Origin of the sequence: Streptomyces sp. NBC_00572, assembly GCF_026341815.1 — a bacterium.
Classification (GTDB): Bacteria; Actinomycetota; Actinomycetes; order Streptomycetales; family Streptomycetaceae; genus Streptomyces.
Genome location: NZ_JAPENX010000001.1, coordinates 621602 through 639746 on the forward strand (window position 1 = coordinate 621602; position 18145 = coordinate 639746).

The following is an 18145-nucleotide window of genomic DNA, read 5'->3' on the forward strand; positions in this document are numbered from 1 at the left end:
ACATCCACCCGACTGGAGCCGCCCCCATGACCGTCCAACGCCCCGCCACCCGCGGCACCGCCGTCGGGGACACCCACCAGTCCCTGCGGGAGCGGGTCTATGTGGAGCTGCGCGAGCGGATCATCGAGGCGGAGTACCCGGCGGGCATGCGGCTGGTGGAGCGGGAGATCGCCGACGAGCTGCGGGTCTCCCGGGTCCCGGTGCGCGAGGCGATGCAGCGCCTGGAGTCGGAGGGCTTCCTCTCGGTGCAGCCGCGCCGGGGTTCGGTGGTGGCGGACTTCGGACCGCGGGACGCGGAGTACCTCTTCGACGTACGGGAGAACCTGGAGGGCCTGGCCGCGCGGCTCGCCGCCCGGCACGCGGGTCCCGCCCAACTGCGGGACCTGGAGCGGCTCCTCGCGCGGGCCAGGAAGGCGGCGGAGTCCGGACGCCTCCGCGAGGCCGTCTCCCTCAACGCCGACTTCCACCGGCAGATCGTCGAACTCTCCGGCAATCCGCTCCTGGTGGACCTGATGGCCCCGCTCGACTCCCGGCTGCGCCGGCTCTTCCGGCTCACCTCCGCCCAGTCGGACGGCGAGCCGATGTGCGGGGCCCACGAGCGGCTCTACGAGGCCGTCCGCGATCACGACGAGGACGGCGCGGAGGCGCTGGCCCGCGCCCATGTCGCGGACACCCGCGCCTCCGCCGCGCGCCTTCTCGCCGCATCCCGGGAGGAACAGGCGGCGGAGACGGCGCCTTAGGGATTCCTCGGGAGGCCCCCAGGGGGATCCCGAAGGGGTCTCCAGCAGGGGTCTCCAGCAGGGGGTCCCCAGGGGCTCTCCCCTAGCCGAGCTTCCCCAGGGCCGTCCGGACCGCGGCCAGATCCTCGCCCGAGGCCAACCCGGCGTGGTAGAGCCGCAGTTCGGTCGCGCCCGCGTCCCGCGCCCGCTCGGCGGTGTCGGCGAGCCGGTCGGGCGCGCCACCCATGCCGGTGACGACGGACAGGTTCGCCGCGAGGACGGTGTCCACGCGCGCGTGGGCCGCGAACTCCGCGACCCGGAGCGGCCGGGCGACCACACCGTCCGCGAGGCCCAGGACGTGCGCCGGGTCGGTGCCGGAGTCGGCGCCGCAGCGGTACGGGTCGGGGTCGGCATGCAGCAGGACGCGGAAGCCGGGCGGGGCCGCGGCCCGTACGGCGGCCACGGCGGCCTCCTGGAAGCTGCGGGCGGTCCCCGCGCGCCAGGCCAGGGCCGGGGCCTCCAGGGCGCCGAGCCCGCCCGCGGGACCCGATCCGCCCCACACGGGCTCCAGGGCGCCGCGCACGACGGCGGCCAGCTCGTCCGGGTCGACGCCCTCGCCCCCGTACCCCTCCCGGCAGGAAGGGCAGAAGCAGAGCGACATCAGGTACTGCTCCCGGTCCCCCAGGGCGACGCCGCCGGTCTTGTCGTGGGCGTGGAGGTGGGCGAGGCCGTACCAGCCGCAGGACTCCAGCTCGGTGCCGACGGCGCCGGGCCGTACGGCGGCCTCGGCGGCCAGGCCGACGAGCAGGTCGCGGACCTCGGGGCGGGCGATGCAGGGGGCCCACGGGTAGCGGTCGCCGTACGCGTTGACGACGGAGGTCTCCGGATGTTCGGCGCCGAGGCGGGAGTTGTGCGCGAGCACGACCCAGCTGTGCACCTCAAGACCGGTGGGCGCGAGAGCCTCGACGGCCCGCCCGAAGGCGTCGCCGGGGGCCCACTCCCCCGCCGGGTACGGGCGGAGCGGGCGCCCGGACCAGCGGTCCGGGTCCGGCGGGTAGAGCACGGCGGCGTGCTCGGCGGTGACGATCCGGTGGCCGGGATGGCGGGGGGTGAGTGCCCGGGTGGAGTGGTAGGCGGCGGCGAGCGTGACCTGCGCGAGGCCGAGTTCGGCGAGCAGCGCGGGCGCGGCGGGATCGCCGTCGACGTCCCAGGGGTAGACGAAGGCCCCCGCCCGCACGCCCCGGCCTCCCGTACCCCCGCTCACGCCCCGGTCTCCCGTACCCCCGCTCACGCCTCGGCCTCCCGTACCCCCGCTCACGCGCCGAGCTCCTTCAGGAGGGCCCGGCCGCTCTCGACGAGCAGCATGAGGGCGTCGACGTGCTCGGGCGCGGGCTCGCTCAGCGGCGGCCGCACCTCACCCACGTCCAGGCCACCCCGCCGCACCGCCGCCTTGACCAGCGAGACGGCGTATCCGCGTCCCTGGGCTCGGAGTTCGACGAGCGGCCGGTAGAAGACGTCGACGAGCCCGTTCACGGTGGTGTCGTCGCCGGTGGTGAGGGCGCGGTGGAAGGCGAGGGCGATGTCCGGGGCGAAGCAGAAGACGGCGGAGGAGTAGAGGGTGACGCCGATGCCCCGGTAGGCGGGGCCGGTGAGTTCGGCGGTCGGCAGGCCGTTGAAGTAGAGCAGGTCGAGCCCCTCGGCGCGGACGGCGCTGACGATCCGCTGCATCAGGTCGAGGTCGCCGAGGCCGTCCTTGAGGCCGATGATCCCGTCCGTGCGGGCGAGGGCGACGGCGCTGGCGGGGGTGAGGATCGCGTTGTCGCGCTGGTAGACGATGACGTCGAGCGAGGTGGCGGCGGCGAGTTCGGTGTAGTGGCGCAGCAGCCCGGCCTGGTCGGCGACGACGAGGTACGGCGGCATGGCGAGGAGTCCGTCGGCGCCGGCCTCCTCGGCGAGCCGGGCGAACCGCACGGCGAGGGCGGTGCCGTAGCCGGCGCCCGCGACGACGGGGACGCGGCCGTCGGCCTCCTCGACTGCGGCGGCGACGCAGTCCCTGAACTCCTCGGGGGTGAGGGCGTGGAACTCGCCGGTGCCGCAGCACGCGAACACGGCGGCGGCTCCCGCCTCGATCCCCGCGCGCACGTGGGCGCGGAAGGTGTCGAGGTCGACGGAGCCGTCCGGCGCGAAGGCGGTGACAGGGAAGAACAGCAGGCCGTCGAGCCGGCCGGTGAGCGGGGCAGTGGTCACGGGCGCTCCCAGGAAAGTCCGTCGTGCAGGGCCATCGCGTGCACAGTTATGACTGTCATCCATATTCTTGAACACTGACGCTCCGCACGCTAGAACAGCACGGAAGGGCCGGTCAAGGTGAGAACGCGCCCTGTCGCCCGCTCTTGACGCTCCGTCGGGCCGCTCCCTAGCGTGTCCACGGTTGTGAATTCCACTCAGGTGAATGCCATCGCATGCGGTTGAATGCCCCCGCATGCGAACGACACCGCATGCCGCTCGACGGAGGAGATCCGTTCCATGGCCGTACCCCGCACCGTCCTGCTCACCGGCGCCGCCGGAGGCGTCGGCACGCTGATGCGGGAGCTGCTGCCCCCGTACGGCTACGAGCTCCGCCTCCTGGACGTCGCCCCCGTGCCGGGGGCGCCCGACGCGATCGTCGCCGACCTCGCGGACCGCGCGGCGCTGCGCGAGGCCGTCCGGGGTGTCGACGCGATCGTGCACCTGGCGGGCATCTCCCTGGAATCGACCTTCGACAAGATCATGGCCGCCAACATCGCCGGGACGTACAACCTGTACGAGGCCGCCCGCGAGGAGGGCGTCCCGCGCGTGGTCTTCGCCTCCAGCAACCACGCGGTCGGCTTCACCCGTCAGCCACGCGAGGGCGACCCGCTCGTCCCGGTCGACACCCCGCACCGCCCGGACACCTTCTACGGCCTCTCCAAGTGCTTCGGCGAGGACCTGGCGCAGCTGTACTGGGACCTGCACGGCGTCGAGACGGTCTCGGTCCGCATCGGCTCCTGCTTCCCCGAGCCCACCTCGGTCCGGATGCTGTCGATGTGGCTCAGCCCCGCCGACTGCGCCCGCCTGCTGCACGCCACGCTCACCGCCGGGGACGTGGGCCACACGGTCGTGTACGGCTCCTCCGCCAACACGCGCGCGTGGTGGGACCTGTCCACGGCCCGGGAGCTCGGCTTCGAACCGCGGGACGACTCGGAGGTCTACGCGGAGAAGCTCATCGCCGACAAGGGCTTCCCCCCGGAGGGCAGCGCCGACGACCTCTACCTGGGCGGGCACTTCTGTGTGAACCCGCCCCGGTGGCCGCACTGAACGACAGGAGCAACACGATGAACCGTCCCTTGGCCCTCGTGACCGGTGTGGGCCGTACGGTCAGCATCGGCGCGGGCATCGCCCTACGTCTCGCCGAGTCGGGCTGGGACATCGCGTTCACGTACTGGACCCCGTACGACCGGCGCATGGACTGGGGTGAGGAGGACGGCGCGGCCGGGGCGATCGCCGAGCAGCTCGCCGAGCTGGGCGCGGCCTGCACGGCCGTCGAGGCCGACCTCGCCGACCCCGAGGCGCCGGCACGCGTCTTCGACACGGCGGGGGAACGGTTCGGCCGCCCGGTCACGGCCCTGGTCATGTGCCACTGCGAGTCGGTCGACTCCGGTCTGCTCGACACCACCGTCGAGAGCTTCGACCGCCATTTCGCGGTCAACACGCGCGCGTCCTGGCTGCTGATCCGGGAGTACGGCCGTCGCTTCACCGGCCCTCCGGGCACCGGCCGCGTCGTCGCCCTGACCAGCGACCACACCGTGGGGAACCTGCCGTACGGGGCGAGCAAGGGCGCCCTCGACCGCATCACCCTGGCCGCCGCGCGCGAGCTGGCGCATCTCGGGGTCACCGCCAACGTGGTCAATCCGGGTCCGGTGGACACCGGCTGGATGACGGAGGAACTGCGGCAGGAGATGGTCCGGCAGACCCCGCTCGGCCGCCTCGGCACCCCTCGGGACACCGCGCACCTGGTGGACTTCCTCTGCTCACCCGAAGGGCAGTGGATCAACGGGCAGCTGTTGCTGAGCAACGGCGGGCTGGCCTGAGGCAACGGCCACCCGAACGGGAGAACCGCGCGAAAATACACAGGACCCGGCCGGACTGATACGGGGGAGCCGGCCGGGGCCCGGGTCACGGTGCACGCTGGCAGCCGGACCTGCTCACCGTAGGCCCGGACGAAGATCATCGCGAGCCGCTGAACGCGGCACCTGTCCGGAATGCGCGATGGATTGGCGCATGGAATTCTGCCGGTCAGCGAAATATGCGCCCCTCGCGCGCCCCGGCGTACGCCCGGACCCGTCGCGGCCCGCGGCGGCGGGGCCGCAAGGGGCCTGAGGACCCTCGGCGACACCCTGGCGAGATCCCGCCCTCAGCGACACCCGCGCAAGGTCCCCGACGGCGACTCGCCGAACTTCTCCCGGTAGCGCGCCGCGAAACGGCCCTGGTGGGCGAAGCCCCAGCGCCAGGCCACCTCGCTCACGCTCACCTCGTCCGGCCCGGCCGCCCGCAGCTCCTCGCGGACCCGGTCGAGGCGGACCTCCCGTACGTACGCCATCGGCGACATCCCCACGTACTCCCGGAACGACTCCTGGAGGCGGCGCACGCTCACCCGGGCCAGGGCGGCGAGTTCGGTCGTCGTGAACGGGTGCTCGGGACGCTCCCGTACGGCGTCCATGACGCGCTTGACCGGGGCCGGACGCCGGGGCTCCCCCGGGTGGGCCAGGTCCTCGCGCCAGGGGTGCTCGGCGGCCAGGAGCAGCCCGTTGAGCAGGGCCTCCTGCAGGGGGCGGGCCACCAGCTCGTGCCGGGCGAGGCCCTCGCCGGCGAGGGCCTCCGCGGCGACCTGGCGGGCGAAGCGCACCCAGCTCAGACCGGGGCCGCGCGTGATGTCCAGGACGGGCGCGAAGACGAGCGGGCCCCGGGGGGCGCGGCCGATGAGCTGTTCGAGGCGGTCACGCAGTTCGGCCGCCCCGATCTTCACGGACAGGGTCCGGCAGTCCCCGCTCCAGCGGTCGAGGAAGGTGTCCCCCGCCGGGTCGAGCAGCAGCGCATCGGTGGCCGTGGCGACGATCGGCGCGCCGGCCTGGCGCATCTCCATCCGCCCGCTGAGCGGCGCGTTCAGGTGGTACGCGCCCAGCTCCCCGAAGCTCATCCGCACATCGGCCCCGCAACTCAGGTCGCCGATGACCAGCGGGCCGAGCGCGACCGTGTCGAAGCGCGCCGCGAAGGGGCGCCGCTCACCGTCGACGACGTCCATCCGGTTCGCGTAGTAGCGGGCGTCGAGTTCCTCGCGCGCCTCGTCCACGTCCTTTGTCCGGAAACAGCTCCCGTCGACCGTGCCCACAGCACCCCCCGCCCCTGCCGGTACCACCGGCCCCTCCGCCCCCACTGCACCCATGGGTCGAAAGAATATTCATATGACGGATCTGACCGGGAACGGCAGGATGCCCGGCATGCCACGACCCCATGGATTCACGTACGAGCAGCGCCGGGACGGCTCCGTCGTCCTGACGCATCTGGGACGCGCCGCGGGCGTGCTGCGCGGCGCCCGCGCGGAGAAGTTCCTCGCGGAGGTCGAGTCGGGCGACGCCCAGCTCGTCATGGCCCGCTGGACCGGTTCGTACCGCTTCGGCAACGAGCGGCAGGCCAGGAACCACCCGCGTAATCAAGGTGGCCGAACCGGGCGAGGGTAAGGGAACGGCAAAGGGACCCGGTTCGTTAGCTCTGGCATGACCGCTATGACCCCCGGCTCGAACATCCCTCTCACCGCCGCGCGCGTGGCGGTGGACGTCGCCGCCCCGGTGCGGCTCGACGTCTCGGGCCTGCTGCTCGGCGCCAACGGCAAGGTGCGCTCGGACGACGACTTCATCTTCTACAACCAGCCGTCCGGCCCCGGTGTCACCTACCGCTCCGGCGGCGGGACCGCCCCCGACGCGATCCTCGTCGACACCTCGGCCGTCCCGGCCGGCATCGAGAGGATCGTCGTCACCGCGAGCCCGGACGCCGCGGGCCAGACCTTCCAGGGCATCGAGCCCACGGCCACCCTTCGCAACGCGGACGACGGCAGCGTCCTCGCCACCTTCACCCCGCCGCAGCTGGCCAACGAGACCGCGCTCGTGGTCGTCGAGATCTATCTGCGCAACGGCGCGTGGAAGGCCCGCGCCGTCGGCCAGGGCTATGCGAACGGCCTGGCCGGCATCGCGACCGACTTCGGCGTCTCCGTGGACGACGAGCCCGCCGCCGCCCCGGTCGCCGCCGCCGCGCCCGTGGCCCCGCCCGCCCCGGTGGCTCCCCCCGTCGCGCCCCCGGCCCCGCCCGCGCCGCCCGTCGCCCCCGTGGACCCCCGCATCGCGGCCGCCACACCGCCCGCTCCCCCGGCCGCCGCCCCCGTCTCCACCGGCAAGATCAACCTCGACAAGGGCCGGGTCAGCCTCCAGAAGAACCAGACGGTGTCCCTGGTCAAAGGCGGCCGTCCGCTGCTCTCCCAGGTCAAGATGGGCCTCGGCTGGGAGCCCGCGTACCGGGGCAAGGACATCGACCTGGACGCCTCCGTCATCGCGTACGGCCCGCAGCGCAACCACCTGGACAGCTGCTACTTCGGCAAGCTGTCCATCCTCAACGGCTCGGTGAAGCACTCCGGCGACAACCTCACCGGTGAGGGCGCGGGCGACGACGAGGTGATCGTCGTCGACCTCGGCCGGCTCCCGGCCGACGCCACCGGCCTGGTCTTCACGGTCAACTCCTTCTCCGGCCAGAAGTTCACCGAGGTCGCCAAGGCCTACTGCCGGCTGATCGACGCGGCGACGGGCGAGGAGCTGGTCCGCTTCGACCTGACCACCGCCGAGCCGCAGACCGGCGTGATGATGGCCAAGCTGATCAAGCAGTTCAGCGGCGAGTGGGAGATGACGGCGATGGGCGAGTTCGTGAAGTCCCGGACCGTCCGGGGCATGGTGAAGCCGGCCGCCCAGTCACTCTGAGCGACCGGCTCCACGAGCGCCGCTACGAGAACAGGGCGCTGTAGGCGTTGAGGGCGGGCTGGCCGCCGAGGTGGGCGTAGAGCACGGTCGAGTCCCGGCCGATCTCTCCCCGGTCCACCAGGTCGATCAGTCCCGCCATCGACTTCCCCTCGTACACGGGGTCGGTGACCATGCCCTCGGTGCGGGCGGCGAGCTTCATCGCGTCGAGCGTGGCCTCGTCGGGGATGCCGTACACCCCGGCGTGGTAGCGGTCGTCCAGCTCGACGTCGGCCGCCGTCACCGGCCGCTCGACGCCGATGAGGGCTGCGGTGTCCCGGGCGATCCGGGTGATCTGCTCGTGCGTCGGGCCGGGCTTCGCGGAGGCGTCGACGCCGATGATCCGCCGGGCCGGGACGCCCTCCTCCTCGGCGAGCGCGGCGAAGCCCGCGACCATGCCGGCCTGGGTGGAGCCGGTCACCGAGCAGACGACCACCGTGTCGAAGAAGACGCCGAGCGCGCGCTCCTGCTCGGCCACCTCGTAGGCCCAGTTCGCGAAGCCGAGCCCGCCGAGCGGATGGTCGGAGGCGCCCGCCGGAATCGCGTACGGCTTGCCGCCGCTCTCCTCGACCTCCCGCAGGGCCTGCTCCCAGCTCTCCTTGAAGCCGATCCCGAAGCCCGCCTTCACGAGGCGTACGTCGGCGCCCGCGAGGCGGCTGATCAGGATGTTGCCGACCTTGTCGTAGACGGAGTCGGGCCAGTCGACCCAGCTCTCCTGGACGAGGACGCACGCGAGCCCGGCGCGGGCGGCGACGGCGGCGACCTGCCGGGTGTGGTTGGACTGGACGCCGCCGATGGAGACGAGGGTGTCGCAGCCCTGGGCGAGGGCGTCGGCGACCAGGTACTCCAGCTTGCGGGTCTTGTTCCCGCCGTACGCGACACCGGAGTTGCAGTCCTCGCGCTTGGCCCAGAGGGTGGCACCGCCGAGGTGGTGGGTGAGCCGTTCGAGGGGGTGGACCGGCGAGGGCCCGAAGAGGAGCGGGTAGCGGTCGAAGTCGGTGATCGGCAAAGCGGCTCCCGGTGAGTGACGGCTGCTGGTCGACGTTCCTGGACGCGGAGACGGAGGCGCTACGGAGCCGCGGGAGCGGGCGACGGGGGCGCGGGGATGCCCGTCACCTCCGCCACCTCGATGGCGTCGTCGGCGAGCTGTTCGAGGGCCGCCCAGATCTCCGTGGTGACCCGCACCGCCTCCGCCGCGTCCCCCGCCTCGCACGCGTCGATGAGCCGGGCGTGCAGCTCGGCCGAGCCACAGCTCCCGGCGTCGCCGAAGAGCCGCCGTTCGACACGGCGGATCAGGGGGGTGTACCGCGCGATCGTGGCGGCGGCGGCGTGGTTGCCACTGGCGATGACGAGGACCTGGTGCAGCTCGTCGTCGGCGTCGAGAGCGGCCTCGACGTCGGAGGCGCGGACGGCCGCGGCGAAGCGCTCGTTGGCCTCGCGCATGGCCCGGATGCCCTCGGGCCCGAGCAGGGGTACGCCGGTCCGCGCCGCGAGTTCGTGCATCACCCGCACCACCGAGGCGGCATCCCGGACGACGCGGCTGACCGGCCGGGTGACCCGGGTGTAGCTCTGCGGCTTGGACTCGACGAGGCCCTCGTCGCCGAGCCGGGCCAGGGCCTCGCGCACGGGTGCGCGCGAGAGCCCGAGCCGTTCGGCGAGGTCGGCGTCCTTGAGCGGGGCGCCGGGGGCGAGGTCGCCGCGCACGATGGCCTCGCGCAGCGCCTCGTACGCCCGGTCACGCAGCAGGGTCCGGCTCACGGGCCGTAGTGCGTCCATGGACTGACATGTTAGATGTCAGTCCATGGAACTGACCAGAGGTCAGCGGCGGGGCTGACGGCGCCAGGGGCCGGTGATGGCCACCATGATGCCCGGGTCCTGGATGTTGGCGAACAGTGTGTCCCCGTCGGGCGAGAAGGTCACACCGGTGAACTCGCTGCCGTTGAGGTCGTTACGGGCGATCGGGTAGGTGCGGCCCGAGTCGGTGGCGCCGAAGAGGTGCTGGACGCCCTCGCCGTCCTCGGCGATGACGAGCCCGCCGTACGGGGAGACCGTGATGTTGTCGGGGCCGTCGTAGGCGCCGTCCACGTCCGGGTTCGCGTTCACACCGAGCAGCACCTTGAGGGTGAGGGTGCGGCGCTTGGGGTCGTAGAACCAGACCTGGCCGTCGTGCGCGGCGCCGGGGCTCTCCTCGCGCGCGTAGGAGGAGACGACGTACGTGCCGCCGTCGGCCCACCACATGCCCTCCAGCTTGCGGGCACGGGTGACCTGGCCGTCCGTGAACTGCTTGCGGACGGAGACGGTACGGCCGTCGCGGTCGGGGACGTCGACCCAGTCGACGCCGTAGACGGTGCCGATCCGGCTCGCCCGGGAGAGGTCGTCCACGAAGCGGCCCGCGGAGTCGACGCACTTGGCGGCCTGGAGCACACCGGCGTCGTCGGCGAGGGTGCGGAGCTTGCCGCGGCCGTGCTCGAAGCCCTTCGGCGGCACCCAGCGGAAGAGCAGTCCGTTGGGGTTGGAGGCGTCCTCGGTGAGGTAGGCGTGGCCGCGCTTGGGGTCGATGACGACGGCCTCGTGGTCGTACCGGCCGAAGGCCTTGACCGGCTTCGGGGCGCGGTTGGCGCGGCGGTCGCGCGGGTCGACCTCGAAGATGTAGCCGTGGTCCTTGGTCATGCCGTTGACGCCGGCGCGGTCGGAGTTCTCCTCGCCGGTCAGCCAGGTGCCCCAGGCGGTGCTGCCACCGGCGCAGTTGGTGGAGGTGCCGGCGATGCCGACCCACTCGGCGACGGTGCCGTCGCGGTGCACCTCGACGACCGTGCAGCCGCCGGCCGCGGCCGGGTCGTAGACGAGCCCCTCGGTGAGCGGCACCGGGTGGGCCCACTTGTCGCGGGTGCCCTTGAGCTCGTGGTTGTTGACCAGATACGTGGTGCCGCGCGGCCCGGCGAAGGCGGCGGTGCCGTCGTGGTTGGAGGGCGTGAACTCGCCGGACTCCAGCCGGGTCACACCGCTGTGGGTGATGACGCGGTACGTGAACCCGGCGGGCAGGGCGAGCATCCCCTCGGGGTCGGCGACGAGCTCTCCGTACCCGAGCCGGTGGCCGTGGCCGTGCCCATGACCGTGGTCGCCGTCGTGGTCGTGACCGTGGCCGGCGCCGTATGTCTCCAGGTCGTCGGAGGCGAGCGCCTCGGGCGCGGTGGCGAGAGCACCGACGACGCCGGTGAGGGCGAGCCCCGCACCGGCGACGGCGGACTGCTTGGTGAACTCTCTGCGGTTGAGGGGCATGTGTGGCGTTCTCCCTGTGCTGGCCCGGTTGTCGCGGGCCACCCTCCCGCGCCGCCACGAACACCGTCTGAACGCCACGGGAACACCGCCGGGCGCGACAGCCCGACGGTGTCCCCCCGCTCGCCGTCAGGCCCGACCGCCTCCTGTGTCAGGCCCCTACCGCCCCGCCGTCAGGCCCCGAACGCCTCCTGTCTCAGGCCCCCGACCGCGACCGCGCCTTGAAAGCGGCCTTGCGGGCCTCCTTCGCCGCGCCCTTGTCCCGGTGCAGGCGTCCCATCGCCTCCAGGACCTCCGCGGTCGCCGGGTGCTCCACCCGCCAGGCCGCCTCGAAGAAGCCGCTGTGGCGCCCCGTGAGCCCCTCGATCAGCTCCTGGAGCTCCCCCAGGTCGCCGTCCGCGTCCAGCTGGGCCGCGATCGTGTCGATCGCCAGCCAGAAGATCATCGACTCCGGCGGCGCGGGCACGTCCGCCGCGCCCCGCTCGGCGAGCCAGACCCGCGCGAGGCCGCCGAGTTCCGCGTCGTCCAGGACTTCCCGTACGGCCGGCTCCGCCTCGGCGCCCACCAGGGACAGCGTCTGCTGGCAGTGGAGGCGGCGGAGCGGCGAGCCGGCGTCCGCGCCGCGCGCGGCGTGCAGCAGCTCGCGGGCGGCGCCGAGCGCGTCGCGGCCGGTCAGCCAGGCGGCGGTCTCCTCGCGGGCGGCGGCCTCCGGGTAGCCGGAGATCCCGTCGAGCAGCGCGTCGGCGCCCTTGTCGGCGAGGTCGCCGACGGCGGGGGCGTCGACGCCGGCGTCCAGCATCCGGGCGCGGACGCCGTAGAGGCCGAGTTCGGTGAGCCGGACCATGCCGTACCGGGTGACGTCCTCGTCGTCGACCGGCGGCGCGGGCTCCTCGCCCTCCTCGGCCATCAGCGCCTCGTCGACGGGCTGGTACTCGACCAGCCCGATCGGTTCGAGCAGCCGGAACTGCTCGTCGAGCCGCATCATCGCGTCCGAGACCTGCTCCAGGACGTCGTCGGTCGGTTCGCCCATGTCGTCGGGGACGACCATCGACGCGGCGAGCGCGGGCAGCGGGACCGGTCCCTCGCCGGGGCCGCCCTCGCTGACGGTGAGCAGGTAGAGGTTGCCGAGGACACCCTCCAGGAACTCGGCCTCCACCTCGGGGTCCCAGTCGAGCGACTCGATGTCGATCTCGCCGTCCTCACCGACGATCGCGTCGAGGTCGTCGAGGACGGGGGCGACGGCGTCGGCGAAGACCACGTCGAAGCCCTCCAGCCAGAGCGCGAGGACGTCCTGGGGCGAACCGCCCGTCATGAGCGCGAGGTTCTCGCCGGGCGTGGCCCGCCCGGGAGCGTCACCCGCCTCGTCCTCGTCACCGTCCTCGACGTTCACCAGGCCGGTGTCGACCGCGAGGCGCCAGGCGTCGGCCGCCCAGATCTCGGCGTCCTCGTCGTCGGTGAGGCCCAGGACCTCGACGGCCTCGGGCAGTTGCTCGTCGACGAGTTCGCCGCCCGCGTCGACCCGGGTGTCCGGCCCGGCCCAGCGGGCGAGCCGTACCGCGTGCGCGAGGAGGGGGGCCGCCAGGGCGTCCCGCGCCAGCTCCGCGTCCGCACGCAGCCGAACGGGGGGAAGGGTGGGGTGCTCCGCTGACATCTGGGGGGTCTCCTCGACGCGTCCGTGGGTGAAGGGTGAAAGGGGGCTCAGAGAGGGCTCGAAGCGCGGCTCTCAGCGTAGACGCATCCGGGAGGGCGTCCGTCGGTTCACACATCCGTCAGCCTTCGTACACTCGTCGACTCTTGACAAGTTGGGCGCTCTGCAAAGAGATTGACGCGCGTAGATTCATCTGCCGTTCCTCCAAGCACCCTCGGAGTCCCCTGATGCCTTCCTCCATACCGAGATCTGCCGGCCGCACCGTCGCGCGCTCCGCCGCGGTCTCCGCCGTCGTCGCCGCCGCCCTCTCCGCGGGTCTGCTCGCCGGTTCGACGAGCGCCGCCGCCGACGACGCCGCGGCCGGCGTCCGCATCCACGACATCCAGGGCACGACCCGCGTCTCGCCGCTCGTCGGCACTCAGGTCACCGGCGTCACGGGCATCGTCACCGGCGTCCGCACCTACGGCTCGCGCGGTTTCTGGATCCAGGACCCCGAGGCCGACGCGAACCCGGCCACCAGCGAGGGCATCTTCGTCTTCACCAGCTCCGTCCCGACGGTCGCCGTCGGCGACGCGGTCAGCCTGAACGGAACGGTCACCGAGTACGTCCCCGGCGGGCTGAACTCCGGCAACCAGTCGCTCACCCAGATCTCCAAGCCGGTCGTCACCGTGGTCTCGAAGGGCAACGCCGTCCCGGCCCCCGTGACCGTCTCGGCCTGGTCCGTCCCTGACGAGTACGCCCCCGAGGGCGACCCGGCCGCCGGCGGCTCGATCAACGGCCTGACCCTGGACCCGGAGACGTACGCCCTGGACTACTACGAGTCCCTGGAGGGCACGAACGTCCGGATCGGCTCCTCGCGCGTGGTCGGCGCCACCGACCCGTACTCCGAGCTCTGGGTGACGGTGAAGCCCTGGGAGAACCGCAACTGGCGCGGCGGCACGGTCTACGGCTCGTACGAGTCGCAGAACACCGGCCGTCTGCAGATCCAGTCGCTGACCCCGATCGCCCAGCAGCCGTTCCCCAAGGCGAACGTCGGCGACCGGCTGACCGGCACGACCGAGGGCCCGCTCGACTTCAACCAGTTCGGCGGCTACACGATCACCGCCCGCACCCTCGGCACGGTCGTCGACGAGGGCCTGGAGCGGGAGTCCACGGACAAGCAGCACAAGAACGAGCTGGCCGTGGCCACGTACAACGTGGAGAACCTCGACCCGAGCGACCCGCAGGAGAAGTTCGACGCGCTCGCGAAGGCGGTCGTCGACAACCTGGCCTCGCCCGACATCCTCGCCCTGGAGGAGATCCAGGACAACACCGGCGCCAAGAACGACGGCACGGTCGCCGCCGACCAGACGGTGAAGAAGTTCACGGACGCGATCGTCGCGGCCGGCGGCCCGGCGTACGAGTGGCGCTCGGTCGACCCTGAGAACAACAAGGACGGCGGCGAGCCCGGCGGCAATATCCGTCAGGTCTTCCTCTTCAACCCCGAGCGGGTCTCCTTCACGGACCGCGCGGGCGGCGACGCCACCACCGCCACCGCCGTGACGGGCACGAAGGGCCACGCCGCGCTGACCGTCTCCCCCGGCCGGATCGACCCGGCGAACACCGCCTGGGAGAGCAGCCGCAAGCCGCTCGCGGGCGAGTTCGTCTTCCGCGGCCGTACGGTCTTCGTGATCGCCAACCACTTCGGCTCCAAGGGCGGCGACGAGTCGATCGTCTCGCACCACCAGCCGCCGAACCGTTCCTCCGAGGCGAAGCGACTCCTCCAGGCGCAGGCCGTCAACTCCTTCGTGAAGGACATCGTCGCGCTCGAGAAGCAGGCCGACGTCCTCGTCGTCGGCGACATCAACGACTTCGAGTTCTCCGGCACGACGCAGGCGCTGACCGACGGCGGCGCGCTGTACCCGGCCGTGAAGTCGCTGCCGCGCAGCGAGCGCTACTCGTACGTCTTCCAGGGCAACAGCCAGGTCCTCGACCAGATCCTGACCAGCCCCGGCGTGCACCACTTCGAGTACGACAGCGTCCACATCAACGCGGAGTTCGCCGACCAGGACAGCGACCACGACCCCCAGGTCCTGCGCTTCCGCCCGTAGCGGCTCCGGGGCCGACCGGCCCCCCTCACACGCCCGCGCTCAGACTGAGCGCGGGCGTGTACCGCCGCACCCGGCCGCCCACGAGCCGAGGGTCGTGCCGGACGCGCTTCCAGGCCTCGCTCAGCGGGGCGTCGTCCGCCAGCCAGTCCAGATGGGCCTGCTCGCTCTCCCACTCGGCGTAGTTCAGGACCCGGCCGCCGTCGACGGACAGATGGAACTGGCCGCTGATCCCGCCGGTCGTCGGCCGCGTCACCGCGTCCTCGTCCAGGGCGGCGAACACGCTGTCCACCCACTCCTCCCGGTGCCCCGCGCCGACCGCTGCCCCGGCCCCCTCGAAGTCCGCCTCGACGATCACGACGACCCCGGGCAGCTCCCCCGTGCTCGTCGCGGCGTGGACGGTGGAGCGGTGGATCGCCCCGTAGCGGCGGAGTTCCAACCGCTCGACGCCGGGCACGGCGGCGTCGATCTCGGCGTTCCGGTCGTCGCGGTAGGTGCGGACGAAGTCGTCGTAGGCCTTCTGCTCGGTCCACTGCGAGTAGTGCAGCAGCGTGTCCCCGTCGGTCCCGGTGAGGACGCTGTACGAGAGCAGCCCGAGGTCCGGCCATTCCCGGCTCTCCCAGGCCGTGCGGATCGCCTCGACGGCGGCGCGCTGGCGCTCGGGAGTGCCGACGCTCCAGGTGCTGACGAGGACGGCGCCGACTCCGGGGCGGTGGAGGTCGGGACGGGCATCGGGGCGTGCGACGGCGTTCATGAGGGGACGTCTCCTGTTCCTCGGGGTTCCTCGGGGTTCCTCGGATGGCTCCACCGTCGTCCCTCAACCTTGGTTGAGGTCAAGCCCGTCTCCCGTGCGAGACTTCGCGCCATGACCCGCGCCCCGATCCTTCGCCCGGCCACCCGCGCCGAACTCCCCACCGTCCTCGCCCTCCTCGCCGACGAGGAGACGGTCGTGGACCCCGACTCGGTCACCGTCACCGAGGCGTACGAGCGGGCGTTCGCGGCCATCGAGGCCGATCCGCGCAACGAGATGCTGGTCCTGACGGACGGTGAGCTGGTCCTGGGCTGTCTCCAGGTCACGTATATCCCGGGGCTCGGCAAGGGCGGCGCCGAGCGGGCCCTGATCGAGGCGGTCCGGATCAGGGCCGACCGGCGCGGCGACGGTCTCGGCCGGGAGCTGATGGAGCGGGCCGTGGCACGCGCGCGGGAGCGCGGCTGCGCGCTGGTCCAGCTGACGAGCGACAAGCGGCGGACGGAAGCCCACCGCTTCTACGCCTCACTGGGCTTCGCGCGCAGCCACGACGGCTTCAAGCGCGCCCTCTGAGGCGGAGCTAGCCGAGCAGGTGTCCGCCGCCGTCCACGAGCAGCACCTCGCCGGTGATGTACGAGGAGTGGGCCAGGTCGTGGACGGCCCCGGCGATGTCCTCGGCGCGGCCGACCCGGCGCAGCGGGACGACGTCCGCCACATGGGCCTTGGCCACGTCGGCGCCGTCGACCCCGTCGAACCAGGGGGTGTCGACGAGGCCGGGTGCGACCGCGTTGACCCGCACGTCGGGGCCGAGGGCCTTGGCGAGGAGCTTCGTCATGTGGTTGACGGCCGCCTTGGAGACGGCGTACGGAATGGAGCTGCCGCCCGGCCGGACACCGGCCTGCGAGGAGACGTTCACGATGGCGCCGCGGGCCTTCCGCAGGTGCGGGACGGCGGCGGTGACGGTCTGCCAGACGCCGATGACGTTGACGTCGTAGAGGTGGCGCCAGACGTCGGGGGAGGCGGCTTCGAGGTCGTCGTGCGGGATGAACCGGGTGGTGCCCGCGCAGTTGACGAGGAGGTCGAGGCGGCCGAGGGTCGCCACGGCCCGCTCGACGAGGGCCTTGGCCTGGCTCTCGTCGGACACGTCGGCCTGGAGGTAGACGGCGCCGGGCAGTTCGGCGGCGAGCCGTTCGCCCGCCTCGACGGAGCGGGCGGAGTTGACGACGACCCGGTAGCCGGCCTCTGCGAGGCGGCGGGCGACGGCGGCGCCGATGCCCGAGGACGAGCCGGTGACGAGTGCGACGCGCTGTCCTTCGGTGCTGTGTGAGCTCATGCGGTGCTGTTCTCCATGTCCCCCTGTCGCGCCCCCCGATCATGTCAGACCACCCCGACCCTTCAGTGGTCCTTATCTCTTGAGCCAAGCAGATCTAAGTGGACCTTCACGGTCCGGTGCACCCAGACTTGGCGGATGACTTCTGCACGACCTTTCGGCCGCGCGCTCTGCGCGATGATCACCCCGTTCACCGCCACCGGTGAGCTCGACCTCGACGAGGCGGGCAAGCTGGCCGCCCGGCTCGTCGGCGAGGGCTGTGACGGCCTGGTCCTCAGCGGCACCACCGGCGAGTCGCCGACCACCACCGACGCCGAGAAGGCCGCGCTCGTCCGAGCCGTCCGGGAAGCCGTCGGGCCCGGACCCTCGGTCCTGACGGGCGTCGGGACCGCCGACACCCGGCACACGGCCCAGCTGGCCCGTCAGGCGGAGGCGGCGGGGGCGGACGGACTGCTCGTCGTCACCCCGTACTACAGCCGCCCGCCGCAGTCGGCCGTCGAGGCGCACTTCCTGAAGGTCGCGGACGCGACCGGACTTCCGGTGATGGTCTACGACATCCCCGGCCGTACGGGCACCCGGATCGAGCCGGCGACGATGCGGCGGCTCGCCGAGCACCCGCGGATCGTGGCGGTGAAGGACTGCGCGTACGACCTGCTGAGCTCGGCCCGGCTGATCGCGGAGACCCCGCTCGCGTACTACTCGGGCTGCGAGGAGATGAACCTGCCGCTGTACGCGGTCGGCGGCGCGGGCTACGTCAGCACGGTGGCGAACGTGGCGCCCCGTCAGCTGCGCGGCATCCTCGATGCCTTCGACGCGGGCGACACCGCGGAGGCGGCCCGGCTCAACGCTCGGCTGATGCCCCTCGCCGAGCGGATGATGGCCGGGGGCCTGCCCGGCACGGTGACCGTCAAGGCGCTGCTCGGCGGCCCGGTGCGGGAACCCCTGCAGCCCGCCGACCGGGAGACGGCCGACGGGCTGCGGGGGCTGTACGAGGCGCTGGTCCGGACGGATCAGGCGGAGTCGGTGGTGTAGGTCCTGCCGAGGATCGCGGCGTGCTCCAGGACGTCCTCCAGCGGGTCGTCGATCTGACCCGTGTGGAGCGAGAGGCTGGGCCCGTTGGTGACGGTGGGCCCGTTGTGGGTGTGCGTCTCGTCGGCCGCGGCCGTCCCGGCCGGCAGCAGGACCGCCGCCATCGTGAGCACTCCTGCGACCATGGGCTTCGTCCTCATGTCGACTCCTCGCCTTGTCTGCGTGCGGTGACTCT

At 72.7% G+C, this 18145-nt stretch carries 18 protein-coding genes; 8 read left to right on the plus strand and 10 right to left on the minus strand.

Annotated features, from left to right (window positions below):
- Positions 1-26 precede the first annotated feature (26 nt).
- Positions 27-740, plus strand: coding sequence for a GntR family transcriptional regulator (locus OG514_RS02900; RefSeq protein WP_266890498.1), 714 nt, complete (start codon positions 27-29; stop codon positions 738-740).
- A gap of 82 nt (positions 741-822) precedes the next feature.
- Here the strand turns inward: OG514_RS02900 and OG514_RS02905 are convergent, their stop codons facing one another.
- Both OG514_RS02905 and OG514_RS02910 read right to left on the minus strand, forming a co-directional pair.
- On the minus strand, positions 823-1956 hold the full coding sequence (locus OG514_RS02905; protein WP_266900729.1) for a hypothetical protein: 1134 nt from the start codon (positions 1954-1956) through the stop codon (positions 823-825).
- Positions 1957-2033: 77 nt separating this feature from the next.
- Positions 2034-2966, minus strand: coding sequence for a 5-dehydro-4-deoxyglucarate dehydratase (locus tag OG514_RS02910; protein ID WP_266890500.1), 933 nt, complete (start codon positions 2964-2966; stop codon positions 2034-2036).
- A gap of 276 nt (positions 2967-3242) precedes the next feature.
- Here OG514_RS02910 and OG514_RS02915 point away from each other — a divergent pair, with 276 nt between their 5' ends.
- Together OG514_RS02915 and OG514_RS02920 are read left to right on the plus strand one after the other, a co-directional pair.
- Positions 3243-4052, plus strand: coding sequence for an NAD(P)-dependent oxidoreductase (locus OG514_RS02915; protein ID WP_266890502.1), 810 nt, complete (start codon positions 3243-3245; stop codon positions 4050-4052).
- Positions 4053-4069: 17 nt separating this feature from the next.
- On the plus strand, positions 4070-4825 hold the full coding sequence (locus OG514_RS02920; protein ID WP_266890503.1) for an SDR family oxidoreductase: 756 nt from the start codon (positions 4070-4072) through the stop codon (positions 4823-4825).
- Positions 4826-5148: 323 nt separating this feature from the next.
- Here the strand turns inward: OG514_RS02920 and OG514_RS02925 are convergent, their stop codons facing one another.
- Positions 5149-6084 carry an AraC family transcriptional regulator gene (locus OG514_RS02925; RefSeq protein ID WP_266890505.1) on the minus strand — a complete coding sequence of 312 codons (936 nt, stop codon included), beginning with the start codon at positions 6082-6084 and terminating at the stop codon, positions 5149-5151.
- 148 nt (positions 6085-6232) lie between these two features.
- On the opposite strand from OG514_RS02925, the gene OG514_RS02930 reads away from it, so the two are divergent.
- Both OG514_RS02930 and OG514_RS02935 read left to right on the plus strand, forming a co-directional pair.
- Entirely contained in the window at positions 6233-6472 is a 240-nt protein-coding gene (locus OG514_RS02930; RefSeq protein ID WP_266890507.1) for a hypothetical protein, read from the plus strand.
- A gap of 36 nt (positions 6473-6508) precedes the next feature.
- Positions 6509-7756 carry a TerD family protein gene (locus OG514_RS02935; RefSeq protein WP_266890509.1) on the plus strand — a complete coding sequence of 416 codons (1248 nt, stop codon included), beginning with the start codon at positions 6509-6511 and terminating at the stop codon, positions 7754-7756.
- A 22-nt stretch (positions 7757-7778) separates the two neighbouring features.
- On the opposite strand, the gene OG514_RS02940 is transcribed toward OG514_RS02935, so the two are convergent.
- From OG514_RS02940 to OG514_RS02955, 4 genes are all read right to left on the minus strand, one after another.
- The gene (locus OG514_RS02940) at positions 7779-8801 is read right to left on the minus strand and encodes a 1-aminocyclopropane-1-carboxylate deaminase (protein ID WP_266890511.1); all 1023 of its coding nucleotides are present in this window, start codon (positions 8799-8801) and stop codon (positions 7779-7781) included.
- A 59-nt stretch (positions 8802-8860) separates the two neighbouring features.
- Entirely contained in the window at positions 8861-9568 is a 708-nt protein-coding gene (locus OG514_RS02945; protein WP_266890513.1) for a GntR family transcriptional regulator, read from the minus strand.
- Positions 9569-9610: 42 nt separating this feature from the next.
- The gene (locus OG514_RS02950) at positions 9611-11071 is read right to left on the minus strand and encodes an alkaline phosphatase PhoX (RefSeq protein ID WP_266890515.1); all 1461 of its coding nucleotides are present in this window, start codon (positions 11069-11071) and stop codon (positions 9611-9613) included.
- Positions 11072-11264: 193 nt separating this feature from the next.
- Positions 11265-12719, minus strand: a complete 1455-nt coding sequence (locus OG514_RS02955) for a hypothetical protein (RefSeq protein ID WP_266890517.1) — start codon at positions 12717-12719, stop codon at positions 11265-11267.
- Between the two features lie 224 nt (positions 12720-12943).
- Here OG514_RS02955 and OG514_RS02960 point away from each other — a divergent pair, with 224 nt between their 5' ends.
- Positions 12944-14806: an endonuclease/exonuclease/phosphatase family protein gene (locus OG514_RS02960; RefSeq protein WP_266890519.1), complete on the plus strand. Its 1863-nt coding sequence runs from the start codon at positions 12944-12946 to the stop codon at positions 14804-14806.
- A 25-nt stretch (positions 14807-14831) separates the two neighbouring features.
- On the opposite strand, the gene OG514_RS02965 is transcribed toward OG514_RS02960, so the two are convergent.
- The gene (locus OG514_RS02965; RefSeq protein ID WP_266890521.1) at positions 14832-15557 is read right to left on the minus strand and encodes an antibiotic biosynthesis monooxygenase; all 726 of its coding nucleotides are present in this window, start codon (positions 15555-15557) and stop codon (positions 14832-14834) included.
- Between the two features lie 111 nt (positions 15558-15668).
- On the opposite strand from OG514_RS02965, the gene OG514_RS02970 reads away from it, so the two are divergent.
- Positions 15669-16124 carry a GNAT family N-acetyltransferase gene (locus OG514_RS02970; RefSeq protein WP_266890523.1) on the plus strand — a complete coding sequence of 152 codons (456 nt, stop codon included), beginning with the start codon at positions 15669-15671 and terminating at the stop codon, positions 16122-16124.
- 7 nt (positions 16125-16131) lie between these two features.
- Here OG514_RS02970 and OG514_RS02975 read toward each other — a convergent pair whose 3' ends face one another.
- Complete coding sequence (locus OG514_RS02975) at positions 16132-16884, minus strand: SDR family NAD(P)-dependent oxidoreductase (RefSeq protein WP_266890525.1); 753 nt, start codon at positions 16882-16884, stop codon at positions 16132-16134.
- 135 nt (positions 16885-17019) lie between these two features.
- On the opposite strand from OG514_RS02975, the gene dapA reads away from it, so the two are divergent.
- Positions 17020-17913 carry a 4-hydroxy-tetrahydrodipicolinate synthase gene (gene dapA, locus OG514_RS02980; protein WP_266890527.1) on the plus strand — a complete coding sequence of 298 codons (894 nt, stop codon included), beginning with the start codon at positions 17020-17022 and terminating at the stop codon, positions 17911-17913.
- Here the strand turns inward: dapA and OG514_RS02985 are convergent.
- The gene (locus tag OG514_RS02985) at positions 17892-18110 is read right to left on the minus strand and encodes a hypothetical protein (RefSeq protein WP_266890529.1); all 219 of its coding nucleotides are present in this window, start codon (positions 18108-18110) and stop codon (positions 17892-17894) included. The genes dapA and OG514_RS02985 overlap by 22 nt on opposite strands.
- Positions 18111-18145 lie beyond the last annotated feature (35 nt).